This window comes from Streptomyces sp. NPDC059649 (genome assembly GCF_042734445.1).
Classification (GTDB): Bacteria; Actinomycetota; Actinomycetes; order Streptomycetales; family Streptomycetaceae; genus Streptomyces.
Window position 1 is genome coordinate 244,993 of the sequence record NZ_JBHWDV010000001.1, and the last position, 16,805, is coordinate 261,797.

Below are 16,805 nucleotides of genomic sequence, written 5' to 3' on the forward strand. Positions count from 1 at the left end.
GACATACCCACACTCCCTGCCCGGCCAGTGGTCAGTCGTGCGGTCGTTGCTGCCCGTCCGCCAGGTGGAGGGTGGCGATCGCGCCGCCGTCGGGGGCGTTGCTGAAGTGCAGGGTGGCGCCGAGGACCTGGGTCTGGCCGGCGGCGATGGTCAGGCCCAGGCCGTGGCCGCTCTTCCGGCCCCCACCGGAGCGGGTCTTGAACCGCTGGGGGCCGTGGTGGAGGAGGCCGGCCGGGTAGCCGTCGCCGTGGTCCCGCACGGTGACGACCGGGCCGTCGACGGTCAGTACCACCGGCGGACGCCCGTGTTTGTGGGCATTGGTGATCAGGTTGCCCAGAACGCGTTCGAGTCGGCGCCGGTCGGTCTCCACCCGGGCGTCCCGTACGACGTCGACGTCGGCTTCCAGCCCCGTGGCCTGCACCGCGCGCTCGGCGAGCGGCCCAAGCTGGTGGAGGGCGAGGTCGGCCTGCTCGACCCGGGCGTCCAGTCGGGAGATCTCCAACAGGTCCTCGGTCAGCCGGCGCATGGTCTGGATGCGTTCTTGGACCATTTCCGTCGGACGGCCGGGCGGCAGCAGTTCGGCCGCGGCGTGCAGTCCGGTGAGCGGGGTGCGCAGTTCGTGGGAGACATCGGCGGTGAACCGTTGTTCGCTGTGGAGCTTGGTTTGGAGGGTGGCAGCCATGGTGTCGAGCGCGGAGGCCACCGCTGCTGCCTCGTCCTGTGCCAGGTCGGGCCGCAGGGCGCGGGGGTCGCGCACGCGGGCGTCGAGGTCGCCGGTGCTGATCCGGCGGGCGACGCGTGCCGTGTGGTGCAGCCGACGGGTGATACGGGAGACCGCGAGGAGGCCGATGAGCAGGGTGACGCCGATCGCGGCGGCGGAGGAGCCGATGATGGCCCGGTCCAGTCCGTGGAGGGCGGCGGCCCGGTCGGTGTAGTCCAGGCGTACGGCCAGCACCCGCCCGCCGTCGGCGGGGGCGACGGCCCACATCGTCGGCCGACCCCGGTGGTCCGCGAGCTGAGTGGCGCGCTCCTTGTGGTGCACTGCCATTTCACGGAGGTGGTAGGGCAGGTCCCGGGGGTCCACCGAGGCGTTACGGCCCAGCGGTTCGCCGGCGACGTAGGTGGCCACCGCGCTGTCGAGTGCGTCCAGGGCGGCGCCGCGCGCCTGATCCTCGGTCTGCTTGCCGACCAGGGTGTGCACCAGGATGCCGAGCAGCGCGGCGAGGGTGCAGCACATGACGGTGATGAAGACGGCGAACTTCCAGTACAGGGACGCCGTCCAGGAGGGCAGCCGCAGTGCGGCCCGCTGCCGGGCGCCGCTCATGACGTGTGGCCCGGAGAAGGGGTGCGCTCCGGTGCCGGGGAGGAGACCTTCTGGTCGAACTCCATGGTTCGGATCTCCATGGTCTGCCGCCGCTCGTCCCACGCGTGTACGGTGCGCATCTCGTAGCCCGGCGAGCCGGTGGGTTCCCGCATGATCACGTCACCGTCGGACACCTCCACGGACAGGGGGGTGCCGGCGGTGTCCAGGATTCGGTTCACCACCCCACCGCGGAGCATGTACGCCCAGACGGCCAGTGTGTGCTCGGCCCCCTCGATGCCGACGATCAGCTCGTCCTTCCCGTCATGCGTCAGGTCCTGGTACTCGGGGGCCCGGACGGGACAGTGCCGCGGCTCGTCGCCGCACTGGTTGATCTTCCGCTCGGTGGCTTTGTCGAAGGCCGGCGCATGGTGCCGGGCGTCCTCGGCGATCTGCGCCTTGACCACCGCCAGCGCGTCCAGTGTGCGGATATTGCCGGAGGGAACCCGGGGCAGCCCGGGGAGGGGTGAGGGTCCGTCCTGGCCGGTCTTGTCCGGGGGCGGCTGCGGAGCGGGCGCCCGGTCGGGCCAGAGGCGGGCGGGCGCCGACGCCACAGGGGTGGCTCCGGCGCTGCGGGGTTCCCCGGTCGTGCCTGTGCACCCCGCCGCCACCAGCATGACCGCGCCCACCACGCCCGCCGTCGAAGGGGCGAACGCGACGGTCCGTGCCCGGCGGGGGAGCGGCAGGGAACGGCGGAGGGGCACAGGACTTCCAGACAGTGCGGGACGGCAGCGTATGGGGGCCATGATGTTCGCTGACCCGCATGACGGCAATCCCACGATTGTGTAACGGTGGTCCATAGATGGGCCCACAGTGACCAGTTTTCCGCTGGGGGCGGTGGTGCACGCCCCACACGCTCTCGCTCTTCGCCGTCGGCCGTGCCGCCGCCGAGGCCCCCCGGCCCCGGCCGCCCAGGCCGACGCCCCCGGTTCCCCCGCCTGGCTGGCCGAGCGGGACGCAGCCCGCTATCCCCTACCCCTTCGTATCGAACGCCTGGACCACGGCAAGGCTGTCCTCGTAGACATGGTGCCGGGTGACGAGGCCGTCCTCGATCGTGAGGTGCAGAGCGAACCGGGCGCGATAGGCACGTCCGGTGGAACGGGCGGTCTGACGGATCTCACCGAGCACGACCGCGTCATCGCCGTCGACGAGGATGCGCTCGATCTCGGTCGCCGCCTGCCCAGGCACATGGTGCTCGCCGAGCTCGCGATAGTGGGCGGCGGCATCGGCGCGGGTGGAACGGTGGCGGATCCACGGGGTGGCGGTACGACCGTGCTCGGCCTCCGGCCAGTCGAGCTTCCAGTCACTCTGCTCGGCATACATCTCCGCGATCTGCTCGGGGTCGCCCTTGCCGATCCGGCGCAAGAGCTCTTCCACCACTGCTCGGGTGGTCGTGGGTGTGGCTGTCGACACGACATCTCTCCGATCCGACTTCCGCGTCTGATGACCAACGCGGCGAGATCACCATTTTCGACAGCTCCGAGAGGGCGGCACCATTACCTCCCAAGTAACGCAGGGAGCAAGGGGGTTCGCCCTGCTGCTGCGGCGACGGCACATCGTGCAAAGTCGTGCAGCGTCGTGCCGCCTCGTGAAGCAGACGACGGCGTCGAAGCGGCCGTCCGGCGATGGCATCGCCGACAGCCGTAGCGCGTGTGACGACAGCGACCCGGTCGCCGCATGTCGGGCAGTCGCCGCATGCCGCGCGGCAGTCGCTCCGTCGCCCCCCGTTGTTGGGACATCGCTTTCTGACGAAGGCCTTCCGTTTCAAGACTTGGTGTGTGCAGCGAGTGAAGGGTGAGGGTTTTGATCCACCACGTCCGACGTGAGCGGGCAATGTGGCACATGGCGGGAGTCATTCAAGGGGCTCCCGTTGCAGTGCGCCTTGCATTGCGACCTAATCACTAGAGAAAAAGGACGCTCATCATCATGAGCAACACCTCCCGCATTGAGACCCGTGAGATTGCTGACGACGAGCTCGACAGCGTCGCGGGTGGTCTGTCCGTCAGTGGCTCCCTGGACGGCCTGACCGCCACGTTCGCCCCGGGTCCCAACGGCGTGCCCGTCCTGACCGGCGGCTCCATCAAGTCCCTCAGCGTCACCGTGTCGGACATCCCTCTGGGCCCGATCCACAGCTGAGACGCACGTTCGGCGCGGTGCTGAGCCACCGAGCGCCGGAACCGTCCCGGGCCGTTGCCGAGTAACTCGGGACCCTGGGTGAGGTCGGCCTTCAAGACCCGGCGGTGGTCTTGAAGGCCGACTGACCTGTTTCTGCCGCGGAATGGTGGAGTGTCGGTGCACCACATCCTCAAGTGCGCCCCGTTTTGCGCGAGTTAGTGCGGTCGGCCGGGTGCCGCACGTTCAGGAGGTATCGGCTCCGGTTCGCGTCGGGATGACTCCCGCCCGTTTGTCACCGCCGTGCCGCCCGCCGCGCCCTCAGGCAGCCCCGTGCCCCTCAAGGGCGGCCAGGACGAAGGGGTGTCCCGCAGGATCCGCATAACGCCGGATGTCGAACGGCCCGCCGTTGTCCCGGGTCTCCAGAGGGCGCGCACCGAGGTCGATCGCCTCACGCTCCGCCTCGTCCATGGTGTCCTCGGGGACCACGAAGTGCAGGTGTGCCTGCTGTGAGGTGTCCGGCCGGGGCCAGCTCGGCGGCGCGGCGCCGTGGTCCCGCCGGACGGCAATGCGGACGCCCGCGGACTCGACGATTTCTATGTAGTCCGGGTGGCTGCCGACGCGTGACGTGCCGCCGAGAAAACGGGCGTAGAACTCGGCCAGTTCCTCAGGTTCGGCAGCATCCAGCACCAGGACGCTGCTTTTGGCGACGGCCATCTGGATCCCTCCTTCCGGGGCAGGCCTGTGCCCGCCGGTACACGTCGGATACCCGGGGACCGCCCCGTCACGCAGCCACGGGCGACGGCGGCGCGTACGTCCCTTCGAATGAGCCAGGCAAGCAGGGCGTGACCGGGATCGGTGACGGTGGGCCCGGTCGGCGAGACGTTCCAGGTTCGGTTGAGGTCTTCGGCCTCGACGCGGGTGACGGGGAGGTGTTGGGCCTTTGGCTGCGGCGAGGGCAGGCACTTGCCGAGTTCCCAAGTGACGTACTCAGAAGACCAGTTGGCGGGGTATATGTGTTGTCTGGGTGCGGGTCACTCGCGCCGGTTGGTGCCGTTGGTGCCTTTGGCGGTGAGGCGGGCCTCGAAGCCGTCGAGGAGGGACTGGAGGCCGAACGCGAAGGTGTCGTCGGGCGCGGCGGCGTACTCCGTGGCCGCGGTGGTGGTGAGACGTTCGCGCAGGCGCGGGAATTGCCTGGCCGTCTCGGCGGCGCGGGCCATGGCGTCGGCCATCAGTTGCTCGGCGTCAGCACCGTCCTTGCTCAGCCGGTGTTTCAGCGAGAGCTCTATGGCAGGGCCGAGCGCGCTGCCGATCACGAAGACGAGCACGGCGCCGGCCGCCCGGTCCGCATCGTCGGTGGCGAAGCCCGCCTTTTCGTAGATGGCCAGGCCGAGGTCGTCGTGCCGGGCCTTTCCGGGGCCGTGCAGAAGGTGACTGCTGAATGCCTGGACGAGCCAGGGGTGCCGGGTCAGCATCGCGTGCATGCCGGTGGCGTGGGCGGTGGCGGCCGAGCGCCAGTCGGTGGTGTCGATGTCGGGTGGTTCGACCTCGCCCCAGACCGCGTCGCTGGCACGTCGGACCAGCTCGTCCTTGGTCTTGATGTGCCAGTAGACCGCCGTGGCGGCCGAGCCGAGGCGCTTCGCCAGGCTCCGCATGTTGAGGCCGTCCAGCCCCTCGTCGTCGAGCAACTCGATGGCCTCACGGACGATCCGGTCTGCGGTCAGTGTGTCTCGCGGCATGGGCAGCATCCTACTTGAACTTAGTTCACGGGGACTTGCACTTTGTTCAAGTGGTGCCTACGCTCCTACTCGTACTTAGTTCAAGTGTCCCAAGGGGGAGCCATGTTGCAGGACAAGCTGTCGGAGTTCGTCACCACGCAGGCCACGGAGTTCGGTGTTCCTGGCGTTGCCGTCGGGGTACTCATGGACGGCCAGGAGATCTACGCCTCGCACGGCGTGACGAGCCTCGCCAACCCGGTGCCGGTCGACGAGAAGACGCTGTTCCACCTGGCGTCGGTGTCCAAGACCTTCACGGCGACCGCGCTGATGCGCCTGGTCGCCGAGGGCAAGGTGGACCTGGACGCGCCGGTGCGGCGCTACGTGCCCGAGTTGAAGTTGGCCGACGAACAGGCCGCGGCGCAGATCACCGTGTGGAATCTGCTCAACCACACCTCGGGCCTGGACTGGAACCTGATCGACGACGGCGAGGGCGACCGCTCCCTGTCCGGGCTCGTGGCCAAGCTGCCGGGGCTGGCGCTGATCGCACCGCCCGGGGCCCGCGCCTCGTACAGCCAGGCCGGATACAACCTGGCCGGGCGGGTCGTCGAGAAGGTCACGGGCCTGCCTTTCGAGCAGGCCATGGCCTCGCTCGTGCTGGAACCGGTGGGGCTGTCCGACACCGTGTACGGACTGCCGGAGGTGATGGTCCGCAAGTTCGCCGTGGGCTACAACCGGGGCGACAACGGGGAACTGCGCGCCGCCCGGCCCTGGGGAGCGTTCAGGGAGGGTGCGCGCGGCGACAACCCCGGCGGCGGCCTCGCCTCCTCGGTGAGCGATCTGCTCCGCTGGGCGCGCTTCCAACTCGGCGACGGCGAGGGTGTGTTGCCCGCCGCGGAGCTGCACCGCATGCGGGAGCAGACGGTCGCGCTGCGCGCCAGTACACTCGGCGAGGGCTTCGGTATCTGCTGGTTCCTGCACGACCTGGACGGCCTCCACGGCATCGGCCACGGCGGCTCGGGCAACGGCCAGTTCGCCGAGCTGCTCATCGTGCCGGAGCGCAACTTCGCGGTGGTCTCCCTGGCCAACGTCGGTCCGAACGGCTACCCCTTCAACCAGTCCGTCGTGCGGTGGGCGCTCGAGCACTACCTCGGCGTCGTCGAGAAGACGGCGGAGCCGCTCCCGTACGACGAAGAAAAGGCCCAACAGGTCGTCGGCCGCTACGAGATCGACGCCATGAACGTCCACATCGCCACCGACGGCACCCAACTCACCCTGGCGGTCGGGATCAAGCCGGAGATCCGGGAGGCATCGGACGCGGAGATGCCCCCGGACTACCCGGCCGCGGCCATCGGCTTCCTTCCTGGCGACGGCGATGAGTACATCGTCACGGAAGGCGGCCTCTCAGGCCAGCGCGGCTACTTCTCCCGCAACGCCAACGGCACCATCACAGGCATCGACCTCGCCGGCCGCCTCTTCAGCCGCGTCACGTCAGCATCCTGATCCCACGCAACCGGGGGCGGCCCCAGACCGAGCGGAATGCCCATCGCAGCCGTCGACTTCGCGTACGGGCGAGTAGATTGTCGACGGACGGGAAGCCAGGTGGCTGGGTGGCCGGGTGGCCGGTTGGCCAGGCGGCCTGGCGGCCCGGCGGGCGGCGCCTCAGACATGATTCAGCCCTCCGTCCGTCCTTGTGGGTCCTGGTAGTCCCCATCTCCGAGGAGAGCGCCCGATGACGTTCCGGGAGCACATGGCGCAGATGACGGCGCGTGCCTTGACGGAGTTCCGCGAGGAATCGGCCGACGGGATCTATGCCGTCACCTTCCGGATCGACAGCGTCGACCAGGACCCACGCTTCCCCTATCTGGCGATCGGCTACAACACCGATGCCGAGGTGGCGCGGCTGCTGGCGGCGCCGAACCCACCGGATGCCTGGGAGGCACGCTGGAACTACGCCTACTTCCCCCCATCGGGGCTGGAGGGCATCCGTATCGCCGGTCACCATCGCGAACACGACCCGGCCGGCGCCGAGTTGCACCGGCGCGAGGCGATGGCGCAGGGCCTGTGGTACGAGGACGGGCCCGAACTCCCCGACGCGGAACGAGACGCGCGGGACGAATGCCTGGCCACAGAGTTCCACGACCTCTGCGTGGACCTGGCACGCCAACTGCACACCGGCGGCCGGATCGCCGCACGGTTGGGACGGCCGGTGCCGGTGATCCTCTACGACATGTTCGAGCCCGACGAGATGTTCGCCCTGACCAGAGCCGCCAACCCGGCGGAACTGGTCGCGGAGTTCCTGACGCAGGACCCGGAGGGTCAGGTGCCGTGGTAGGGGCGGTGACGGGCGCGGCCGCGCTGACGGGCGGGGCCGCGCTGACGGGCGGGCAGCCGCGGGGTCTCATCGGACACCTGCAGCCAGAGGGCGGCCCGGAGGATCGGGGTGCGGTCCTCCGGCCCCACCCAACCGGGAGGTGGGTCCAAGTGGGTCAGTGCGCACCCGTCACCCCATGGGGCGCCCTCCACATGGGGGTAGTCGTCAGGATGCGCTAGGCCTGGCTGCTGAATCCCGACCTGGATGGAGTATCACCGCGTGATCTTCAGACGGCATGGTCGTTACCGCGGCGAGCCCGATACAAGATCGGGACGAGCACAGGAGGGAAACACGGTCGTGAGAAAGATTGGCCGGATGGTTTCGGCGGCTCTTGGCGCGGGCGCGCTGGTGCTGTCGGTGGTCGGCACGGCGAGCGCTCAGGGCGGGAGGGGAGCGTACGACCCGTTCGGGCTGGGACATCGGCAGTGCGGTGCCCCGTCGTTCAGTCTGCTCTTCCCCGCCCGCAACGACTGTCGCACGTTCCTTTTCATCGACAACGAAAGGTTCACCGACGCCCACAGGCACTTCTTCCGCTTCGACCAGCGCTTCAGGGACAGCACCGTCAGCGGCGACGTGCTGAACGACCTGGGTGGTCGAGGAAGAGGAGGAAGAGGGGGCCGTTAGGCACTACCCGAACTGGTCCGTGACTGGGCCGTGTGAAGCATCGTCCCCGATCGTGTGGGGATGAGCGTTGGGCATATCACCGCATGGTGATCGGCGGAATTCCCTCCCGTCAACGGATTCCCATCCACTGGCGGACGGGACCGGCATCACCGATCCCGGAATGACATGGCCAGCGCCATCGCTCGCGGCGGGGTGCAGCCCGAAGGCTCGGATGACGGCTGGGGCTCCGAAAGTGGCGCCCGCAGATCGGGGCATCACCCGATTTCGTGCGGGTGTACGCAGGCCGGAGTCCCGTCGTGAGCTTACCGGTAGCCCTCAGCGCGGTGAAAACGATGCCTCATGGTTGGGTCGGTCGTAGTTCACGAATTGGTTTGCCGGGCAGCCGTTTTGGCGGGCAGATCCCGTGCCCCGGGCGTTCGTCGCCCGTCAGGAACGGGTGGTCTGTCTGGTTTGGAGCCTAGCGCTCAGCTGCCCAACGCCCGTCGTTCTCTGTACGGCAGGCAACGCTCCGCCCCTGCGGTTCCAGGCCGAACAAGGCCAGCCAGCCGCAGGGGCGGAGCCATGCCGGGCCACGCCCACCCCCCCTGAGGCCACCCCAACCTCCTCCCCAGGCCACCCCAAAGAGGCAGAAGGGGAGGAACAGGTTGTTGACCCTCACGTAGGACGCCGCCGACGACGGCGGCTTCCCCGCCGGTCCCCACCGGTCCACAAGTCCATGGGATTTGGATGACGGACGGGCGTGCCAGCGCATGGCAGGCACGAGGGTGGCGCGCGCTGCAGAGTGACGTCAGGGAGATGGCTGGGGACCGTGACCGTCGGCTGTGGTCCCAGCTCGTCTGCGAGCCCGATAAGCCGCGGCCTTGACGCGGTTGCCGCACTCGTCCATCCCGCACCACGTGCGTCGGGTGCCGCGCGAGCGGTCCAGGTAGATGCGAGTGCAGCCGGTACGGCCACACTCCTTGAGGCAGGCGTGGGGATCGCCGAGCACGGCGATACCGCTTCTGGCCAGATGAGAGAGGACTGCGAGGAGGTCTCCCGACATGTGCAGTCCTGCGTCACCGAGCCGAACGGAGGGGACGGGCCCGGCGGCCATGTCGTTGACGATGTCGAGGCTGTCCGGATCGAAGGGCCGGTCCAGCACGCGATCGAGCGCGAGTTGGTAGAGCGCCTCTCGCAGCGCCAGGGCCGACTCGAAGGTTGCGGTGTCGGCGGTCACACGGTCGGGGAGCTCGTCACATGCGGCCACCCACCGCTCCAGGTCCGCGGGCCCGGCAAGGAGGTCGATGGGCCGGTCCCGACGAGATCCCACGGTGCCGGCCAGGTCGAGGGCTGGGTTGCCGCTCACGAACGCGAAATTCACGTCACCATCTTGACCGGTGACGCGGCCTTCGGCAAGATCCGTCACCTGCTGAAGTGGTGACGTAAGGCGAACGGGAGCACGCATGGTGGAGATGTGCGACATCGAGGTCGTGGTCTTCGATGTCCTCGGGACTCTGGTCGACGAACCCAGCGGTCTCCGTGCCGCGATTCGCGAGGCGGTGTCCACGCCCGACGATGCGCCCGACGATGAGTCGATCGACGGGCTGGTCACCGTGTGGCAGGAGCACATTGAGCTCGAGCAGCGACGCATCGGTCAGGGGCATCGCGCCTACGTCAACAGCGGGATCATCGATGGAGAGGCTGCGGGGCGGGTGGCCGCCCACGCCGGACTCACCGATCCAACGACCATCGCCCGGCTGGCCACGGCGGGCCAACGCTTGCCCTCGTGGGGCGACTCCGCCGCCAGTCTTGAGCGACTCGCGCAGCGGCTTCCCGTGCTGGGGCTCTCCAACGCCAGCCGCACCGCTCTCCTGCGACTCAACGCCCATGCCGGCCTGCGCTGGCACCAAGCCCTGTCCGCGGAAGCCGCCCTTGCCTACAAGCCGGCGCCGGAGGTCTACCAGCTCGCCATCGACACCGCCGGATGTCCACCAGAACGCATCCTGATGGTGGCCGCCCACGCCTGGGACCTCCGCGGGGCCCAGTCGAGGGGCATGCGAACCGCGTACGTCCCACGACCGGTCGGGGACCCGCCGACGAACTCCGACGTCTTCGACTGGCGGTTCAACGGACTGGACGAACTGGTCACCATGCTGACGGCCAGGTAACCGCGAAGCCCCTCCAAGACAGGCACTGGGAGAACAGGCGCTGGGAGAACAGGCACCGGGAGAACAGGAACTGACCCGTCACGGCTTCCCCCCGGGGTTCGCCAGTGGTCACGGCAAGCTCGTTTCAGAGGTGAGCGAGTCGTGGCCCACTCGGCGCGGTGTGTTGGGGGTTTTGCTCCCCAGACAACTCAGCGCCTGCATGGCCTCGCGCTCGATGCGTGAAAGAGCGTCGAGGAGGTTACCTGCCTGGACGAGGCACTGCGTAGTGCCTGTTTCACCGGCTCTCGCGATCAGTGCGGCGACTTCCGTCCACAGGGTGGCTGCCTCGGCGTACAGCCCGTGGCCGGTGCGCAGGTGGCTGCTGTCGAGCAGCTGGGTGCATTCGGCGAGGAAGTCGCGGTAGAGGTGACGGAACAGGGCGCCGCCGGTGCCGGCCTTCTCCATCAAGAGGGCGGCCTGCGGCAGGTCTCGCTGCGGGTTGTCGGTGCGCTGGAGCCATGTGCGTACCAGCTTGCCGGCCTTCTCGATGCCTCGGTGGCCGAGGTTGGCGATGGGCGGGTTGAGGAAGGCGTCGGCGCAGGCGGTGATGGCGGGAACGATCCGGCTCTGCGGCGAGGGCAGGTTCCTCGGAGCGGTGAGGGTGAAGGAGCGGTGCTTGGCGGTCATCGGGCCGCGCGCGGCCCTGGCCCGGGCGAGGCTGGTCAGGCTGGTGGATACCGCTCCGCCTTGTTGGTCGGTGTCCACCAGGTAGGCGTCGTGGTCGTCGTAGCCGTACATGGCGACGACATGACCGCCGAAGTGCACCTTGGAGGCGAAGTAGTCCAGGTGGTAGCTGTCGAGCTGCAGTCCGACGGGGTGGCCGGCGTCGATGGGGGCCACCACGTTTTCCCAAGCTCTGCGGGGTGAGGTGGTCTCCTGCACCAGGAGCTCCAGCCCCAGTCTGGCGGCCAGGCTTCTGGTGAGGTCGAACGGCTTGACCCGTCCCCCGAGGAAGGGGAAGTCCAGGTTCTTGCTGTCCCAGTAGAGGAAGGACAGGCCGGAGCCGAGCCCGAAGAGCATGGGCTCGGACAGATCGAGCCCTTGGTGCCGCAGCAGCACCCCCAGAGCTGTCGTCTCGCAGTGCTGCGTACCGCGGGCATCGATGTCGTTCACCATGGTCATACCGTGCGCTCCTGGACGGGGATGATCAGCCGGGTCATCAGCTCTGCTTGCGGTGCCTCTGCCGGCCCGACGAGATAGGCCTCACGTACGGGCTCTTGCGGGCGCAGCCCGCGTTCGTGGATGGCGGCGAAGAGAGCGTGATAGGCCAACGGCAGCTGGGCGTAAGGCCCGATGTGCACGGTCTCGGCAATGGGCCCGCCGGGCAGCGCCTCACACTCCAGGCCGGGCGTCCCTTCCCCTTGCGGCGTCTGCACCCCGACGGCGATCTCCATCCGCTCCGCCAGGTCCAGCGGGTACAGCGCCCACAGCGGCGGCTCCCAGGCGATTCCCGCCGCGCCGAGCACGGGCAGCAGCCGGCCCACGCACTCCTCGACCTGCTCCCCGATCTCCGCAGGTGTGCAGACCGCTCGCGCCACTGCCAGTCGTCGCTCCGGCTCCCTGCCCATCGTCACCTCATAGCCGGGCAGGCCGCCCTCCGCCAGTCGCTCCAGCATCTCCAGCCGTGCCTGGTCCCTGCTGATCCGTTCGGCCAGCCGGTCCCGCTCAGCGCGCAGGATCTGTGCCCTGGTGCCGGGCTCGGCAACGAGCGCCTGGGCGATCACCGCCAGGGGAAGGTCCATCTCGCGCAGCAGGGCGATGGTCAGGGCATCACGTGCCTGTCCGGGTGCGTAATAGCGGTAGCCGGAACTGGCGTCCACGCGGACCGGAGCCAACAGGCCCAACTCGTCGTAGTGCCGTAGCCGCTTGACGCTGAGCCGGCACAGGCGGGCGAAGCGCCCGATGGTGAGAAGTTCGTCTGCCACGCCATCATGGTGGACCCTCCCACGGTGGGAGAGTCCAACCAACCCTGAACCCGTTGGCTCCTCTTGGCCCCCAGGCTGCCTTGCTCCTCAGGCCGCCCGGCTCCTCTTCGCCGTCGCCATTGTTTGGGGCGTCCGGCTCGCGCAGTGGCGGGCGTGGGCACCGCTGCCCGGGAGACGCATCAATGGGAGGACAGTTCCTTCACCATGAGGTGCTCTCTGCGTCCGTCCGGCAGCACCTCACCCCTCGGTCCGACGTCCTGGAACCCGTGGCGCTGGTACAGCGCGATGGCGTGCTCGTTGCCCGGCATGACCGCGAGTTCCAAGCTTGCGGCGCGGGTCTGCCGGGCCCACTGTTCCACCGCCCGTAGGAGATGGTCTCCCACACCGCGGCCTCGCGCGTCCGTGCTGACCCACATCGAGATCAGCTTGACTACGCCACTGCTCGGACCCGGGACACCACTGATCATCCCGACCGGCTTCCCCTCGAGTACGGCGGCAAGATGATGGGAACCGGGAATGCTGAGGCGACCCCGCCACCGCTCCTCCCGGTCCCCTTCGCCCTGCCAGTCCTCGAGCCGGGACCCGAAGGCATACGGCGCTTCCGTGAGCGCGGCGATCCGCAACGCTCGCCAAACGGTCCAGTCATCTGCTGTCAGCACCTGCAACTCGATCATGCGAGGAGACTGTCGCCCGGATACGGTCGATGGCAACTCCATTCCCTGCAGGCTCGGCACGAAGGCGAAGAAGAACCGGGGACTACTCGTCCGTGAGACCGGCCAATGCTCAGGCGACGACAGTCGCATCCTCGTCCCTGGATGTCGTGAGGATCCGGGAGGTCGGAAGGCTGTCTGGCGGGTCCTGGCGTTGGCGGAACGTACGTCGGTAGGTGTCCGGCGGCACGCCGAGCGTCCGGTTGAAGTGGCGGCGCAGTGAGGCGGCGGTGCCCATGCCGGTGGCCGTGGCGATGGCGTCGATGCTGTCGTCGGTGCTTTCCAGGAGTTCTTGGGCGCGGTGGATGCGTTGGGTGTGCAGCCACCGCAGTGGTGTCGTGCCGGTGACGGCGTGGAAGTGACGGGTCAGATTGCGTGGGCTCATGTTCGCCTGGCGCGCGAGGTCCTGGACCGTCAATGACTGGTCGAGGCGTGCCATGACCCAGGGGAACAGTACGGCGAGCGAGTGGGGACGGGGGTCGGGGAGCGGGGTGGTGACGAACTGCGCCTGGCCGCCGGGGCGATGGGGTGGCACGACCAGGTTGCGGGCCACTGCGTTGGCGATCGCCGCGCCGTGGTCGAGCCGGACGAGATGCAGGCACAGATCCATGGCGGCGGCCTTGCCCGCGGAGGTGAGCACGCTGCCGTCGTCGACGTAGAGCACATCCGGATCGACGCGCACCGCGGGGTATCGGGTGGCCAGCGCCCTGGCGTGCGCCCAGTGTGTGGTGGCGCGCCGCCCGTCCAGCAGGCCCGCGGCGGCCAGGACGAACGCCCCGGTGCACAGGGAGACGACCCGGGCACCGGCCTGGTGGGCCGCACGGACCGCGTCGATCAGTTCGCCGGGCGGTGGCGCGTCGATGTCGGCGTAGGCGGGGATGATCACGGTCCGGGCGTCCGGCAGCCGGTCCAGTCCTCGGTCGGGTTCGAGTCGGAAGTGACCACCGACGCGGGCGCCGGCCGGCCCACAGACGGTGAACTCGTACCAGGGGTCGGCTATTTCGGACCAGTCGAGGCCGAACACCTCGTAGGGCGCGGCGAGTTCGAAGTGGCGTACCCCGTCCGTGACGGCGAGCGCGACCGTGTTCCTGGCCGGAGCAGCGGTAGTCACTTCGGGAGTGACCGTAGCGGTGTCCGGAGCGGCGGTAGTCACGTCGGGAGTGGCGGTAGTCATGTCCGGAACTGTACGAGGGATGGCATTCCTGCCGCTCGTCGTCCCGCGCCGCCACCGGCACGCTGTCCGCGAGAGATCACTCGGTGATGACAGGAGGACGTATGGGATCCCCTCTCCAGGTGGCGGTCTTCGGGGCCTATGGACACACGGGACGCTTCGTGGTGGCGGAGCTCCTCGCACGCGGGTTGCGGCCGGTCCTGAGCGGCCGGGACACCGAACGACTGCACGAACTTGCTCGTGCCCACCCCGGCCTCGACGTACGGCCCGCGTCCACCGAGGACCCGGCATCCCTCGACCGCGCGCTGGCCGGCACGGCGGCCGTGATCAACTGTGCCGGCCCCTTCGCCACCACGGCCGCCCCCGTGATCGAGGCGGCACTGGCCGCCCGGATTCCTTACGCGGACATCGCGGGCGAAGTGGAGGCCGTCGCCGACACCTTCGCGCGCTTCGCGGAGCCGGCGCGCGCCGCCGGCCTTCCCGTCATCCCCGCGATGGCGTTCTTCGGGGCCCTCGGCGACCTGCTGACCACCGCGGTACTGGGTGACTGGCCGTCGGCCGACGAGGTGTCCCTCGCGTACGCACTGAGCAGTTGGCACCCCACCGCCGGGACCCGCGCGTCGAGCCAGGTCTCCCGACAGCGCCGCGACGGCCGCCGCCTCGTCCGAACCCACGCCGGCCTTGAACTGCGGACCGACCAGGCACCGACCGCCCGATGGGTCTTTCCCCCGCCCCTCGGCGAGCAGACCGTGGTCGCCGAGTTCACCACGGCCGACAGCGTCACCCTCTCCCGCCACATCCCGATCCCGCACCTCCACACCTACATGACGGCCGCGGCGGTCAAGGACGTGTTGGCCCCCGCGGCCAAGCCCCCGATCCCCGTCGACGGCCGAGGGCGCTCCGACCAGACCTTCCTGGTCGAGGTGGTCGCACGCACCGGCGATACCGAACGACGTGCCACCGCCCGCGGACAGGACATCTACGCCGTCAGCGCGCCCCTGGTGGTCGAGGCGATCTGCCGCCTTCTCGACGGGCGCACCAAAACAGTCGGGGCGGCAGCCCCCGGCGAGATGTTCGACGCCCCTGACTTCCTCCGCGCGCTGTCTGACCACTTCGTGGTCGAGTTCGTTCCGTCCACGGATCTGTAGTGGCTAGTGGTGAAGCGCTCGGACACGCACGGGCACGACCGCAGCCTGCACCTTCTTCCCGGAAGTTACGTGCCCGTTCGCAAAGGACGGGATGCTGTTGCGCAACAACCCTCGCCCAGGACAGCAACACCGAGGCCAGCTCGCGTAATTGAGTCTGCATCCAGTCAACAGCGAGCCAATTCAACTCTGAAGGGTATCGACAGCATGACGCGTTTATCGGACGAGAAGGACGCGACGACCGGCGGATACTCCCGCCGTAAGCTCCTCAAGATCGGCATCGGTGTCGCCGTGGGGGCAGGGGTAGTCGGTCCAGGTACCGGGGTCGCGGTGGCCGGCGGGCCGGACGATCCGTCCAGCCCGACCTTCGCGACCAAGGTGAAGAACCTGAGCGGCCCGGTCGAGACCGGCCCGTTCGCCTCGCCGTGGACCGACCTCGGCATCCCCGCGCTGTGTCCGGACGGCACCATGCTGTTCGTCGGTGGCGACACCTTCAACGGCGACCATGTCCCGCAGCCGGGCGAGGGCGCCGACGACTGGCGCGCCCCGGTCGGCCTGCGCTCCAGCAGCGCGGATCTGAACAACCTGCGTATCGACGGCAGCGTCGGCGGCGATCACGCGATCAGCCTGGTCGACGAGCCGCACAACCCGGTCGGCGACAAGGCCACGACGGCAATTCCGTCCGATGTGTTCGTCGTCGACGGCGTGATGTACATGCATCTCCTGCGCGGCGTCATCTACGACACCCACCACACGGACTTCTGGCGCTCCACCGACAACGGCGAGACCTGGGAGTACCTGTGCCAGTGGCCGGCTGACCTGCACGGCGGCCAGTTCCAGCAGAAGACCTACGCGGTGGCCGAGGGCGACTACTGCTATGTCCTGTCCACGGTCTTCAACCGCGAGGTTGAGTCGGGCATGCTGCTGCACCGCGTTCGCAAGGACAGCCTCGGCAATCCGGACGCCTACGAGCCGTGGGGCTACGCGGACGGTGACTGGCGGTGGGGTGCGCCCCCGACGACGGTTTTCGGCACCCGCAAGTGGGGCGAGATCTGCTTTCGCGCCATGGCCGGCAAGTACGTCCTGACCTGGCTGAACATGAACCCGCTGTCGATCAGGGCGATGGTCTTCCCGCTCCCGACCTCGGACCTGACCAGGACGCTGGAGCAGACGATGATCCTGCCTGGCATCCCGGGACAGGAGGCGGCCAACCTCGTCGCCAGTCCCTACGGTGGATTCGTGATCCCCGGCTCGACGTTCGGCAACTTCCACATCGTCGTCAGTCAGTGGTACGACCCGCAGAACTACCGGTTCATGCAGTACAAGGTCAACATGCTGTCTTGAGGCACCGCATCCTGTCGGGCGTTGTCCTTGGGCGGCGCCCGACCCCTCCTCACCGGCCTTGAGAGGGTCAGGTGGCTGCTGGAGGCCCAGCACCTCTTGACGTCATTAGGTAGACTGGTCTACCTAATACCTGAGAGGG

Annotated in this window: 17 protein-coding genes; 7 read left to right on the top strand and 10 right to left on the bottom strand. The window is 68.8% G+C overall.

Annotation, left to right across the window (positions count from 1 at the left end; all coding sequences use genetic code 11):
• Nucleotides 1-31: 31 nt before the first annotated feature.
• From ACFV1J_RS01100 to ACFV1J_RS01110, 3 genes are all read right to left on the bottom strand, one after another.
• A complete protein-coding gene (locus ACFV1J_RS01100; protein WP_385855080.1) occupies nt 32-1,324 on the bottom strand; it encodes an ATP-binding protein in 1,293 nt (430 codons plus the stop codon).
• Nucleotides 1,321-2,064: a hypothetical protein gene (locus ACFV1J_RS01105; RefSeq protein ID WP_385855081.1), complete on the bottom strand. Its 744-nt coding sequence runs from the start codon at nt 2,062-2,064 to the stop codon at nt 1,321-1,323. Before ACFV1J_RS01105 ends, ACFV1J_RS01100 begins: the two co-directional genes overlap by 4 nt.
• A 268-nt stretch (nt 2,065-2,332) precedes the next feature.
• Nucleotides 2,333-2,773 carry a nuclear transport factor 2 family protein gene (locus tag ACFV1J_RS01110; RefSeq protein WP_385855082.1) on the bottom strand — a complete coding sequence of 147 codons (441 nt, stop codon included), beginning with the start codon at nt 2,771-2,773 and terminating at the stop codon, nt 2,333-2,335.
• Between the two features lie 513 nt (nt 2,774-3,286).
• Here ACFV1J_RS01110 and ACFV1J_RS01115 point away from each other — a divergent pair.
• A complete protein-coding gene (locus ACFV1J_RS01115; RefSeq protein ID WP_385855083.1) occupies nt 3,287-3,496 on the top strand; it encodes a hypothetical protein in 210 nt (69 codons plus the stop codon).
• A gap of 297 nt (nt 3,497-3,793) precedes the next feature.
• Here the strand turns inward: ACFV1J_RS01115 and ACFV1J_RS01120 are convergent, their stop codons facing one another.
• Both ACFV1J_RS01120 and ACFV1J_RS01125 read right to left on the bottom strand, forming a co-directional pair.
• Nucleotides 3,794-4,189 (bottom strand): VOC family protein, encoded by a 396-nt coding sequence (locus ACFV1J_RS01120; RefSeq protein ID WP_385855084.1) that lies wholly within the window; start codon nt 4,187-4,189, stop codon nt 3,794-3,796.
• 317 nt (nt 4,190-4,506) lie between these two features.
• On the bottom strand, nt 4,507-5,211 hold the full coding sequence (locus ACFV1J_RS01125; protein WP_385855085.1) for a TetR/AcrR family transcriptional regulator: 705 nt from the start codon (nt 5,209-5,211) through the stop codon (nt 4,507-4,509).
• A 102-nt stretch (nt 5,212-5,313) separates the two neighbouring features.
• Between ACFV1J_RS01125 and ACFV1J_RS01130 the strand changes: the two genes are divergently transcribed.
• The 3 genes from ACFV1J_RS01130 (at nt 5,314) to ACFV1J_RS01140 (ending at nt 8,185) form a co-directional block, all read left to right on the top strand.
• Entirely contained in the window at nt 5,314-6,690 is a 1,377-nt protein-coding gene (locus ACFV1J_RS01130; RefSeq protein ID WP_385855086.1) for a serine hydrolase domain-containing protein, read from the top strand.
• Nucleotides 6,691-6,919: 229 nt separating this feature from the next.
• Nucleotides 6,920-7,522 carry a hypothetical protein gene (locus tag ACFV1J_RS01135; protein ID WP_385855087.1) on the top strand — a complete coding sequence of 201 codons (603 nt, stop codon included), beginning with the start codon at nt 6,920-6,922 and terminating at the stop codon, nt 7,520-7,522.
• Nucleotides 7,523-7,858: 336 nt separating this feature from the next.
• Entirely contained in the window at nt 7,859-8,185 is a 327-nt protein-coding gene (locus ACFV1J_RS01140; protein ID WP_385855088.1) for a hypothetical protein, read from the top strand.
• 787 nt (nt 8,186-8,972) lie between these two features.
• Here ACFV1J_RS01140 and ACFV1J_RS01145 read toward each other — a convergent pair.
• Nucleotides 8,973-9,545, bottom strand: coding sequence for a CGNR zinc finger domain-containing protein (locus tag ACFV1J_RS01145; RefSeq protein WP_385855089.1), 573 nt, complete (start codon nt 9,543-9,545; stop codon nt 8,973-8,975).
• An 82-nt stretch (nt 9,546-9,627) separates the two neighbouring features.
• Between ACFV1J_RS01145 and ACFV1J_RS01150 the strand changes: the two genes are divergently transcribed.
• Nucleotides 9,628-10,332, top strand: a complete 705-nt coding sequence (locus tag ACFV1J_RS01150; protein ID WP_385855090.1) for a haloacid dehalogenase type II — start codon at nt 9,628-9,630, stop codon at nt 10,330-10,332.
• A 108-nt stretch (nt 10,333-10,440) separates the two neighbouring features.
• Here the strand turns inward: ACFV1J_RS01150 and ACFV1J_RS01155 are convergent, their stop codons facing one another.
• From ACFV1J_RS01155 to ACFV1J_RS01170, 4 genes are all read right to left on the bottom strand, one after another.
• Entirely contained in the window at nt 10,441-11,493 is a 1,053-nt protein-coding gene (locus ACFV1J_RS01155) for a BtrH N-terminal domain-containing protein (RefSeq protein ID WP_385855091.1), read from the bottom strand.
• On the bottom strand, nt 11,490-12,296 hold the full coding sequence (locus ACFV1J_RS01160; RefSeq protein WP_385855092.1) for a MerR family transcriptional regulator: 807 nt from the start codon (nt 12,294-12,296) through the stop codon (nt 11,490-11,492). Before ACFV1J_RS01160 ends, ACFV1J_RS01155 begins: the two co-directional genes overlap by 4 nt.
• A 179-nt stretch (nt 12,297-12,475) precedes the next feature.
• The gene (locus ACFV1J_RS01165; RefSeq protein ID WP_385855093.1) at nt 12,476-12,970 is read right to left on the bottom strand and encodes a GNAT family N-acetyltransferase; all 495 of its coding nucleotides are present in this window, start codon (nt 12,968-12,970) and stop codon (nt 12,476-12,478) included.
• Between the two features lie 109 nt (nt 12,971-13,079).
• Nucleotides 13,080-14,180, bottom strand: a complete 1,101-nt coding sequence (locus ACFV1J_RS01170; RefSeq protein ID WP_385855094.1) for a helix-turn-helix domain-containing protein — start codon at nt 14,178-14,180, stop codon at nt 13,080-13,082.
• 101 nt (nt 14,181-14,281) lie between these two features.
• Here ACFV1J_RS01170 and ACFV1J_RS01175 point away from each other — a divergent pair, with 101 nt between their 5' ends.
• Nucleotides 14,282-15,325 carry a saccharopine dehydrogenase family protein gene (locus ACFV1J_RS01175; protein ID WP_385855095.1) on the top strand — a complete coding sequence of 348 codons (1,044 nt, stop codon included), beginning with the start codon at nt 14,282-14,284 and terminating at the stop codon, nt 15,323-15,325.
• Between the two features lie 204 nt (nt 15,326-15,529).
• The gene (locus ACFV1J_RS01180; protein ID WP_385855096.1) at nt 15,530-16,666 is read left to right on the top strand and encodes a DUF4185 domain-containing protein; all 1,137 of its coding nucleotides are present in this window, start codon (nt 15,530-15,532) and stop codon (nt 16,664-16,666) included.
• Nucleotides 16,667-16,805 lie beyond the last annotated feature (139 nt).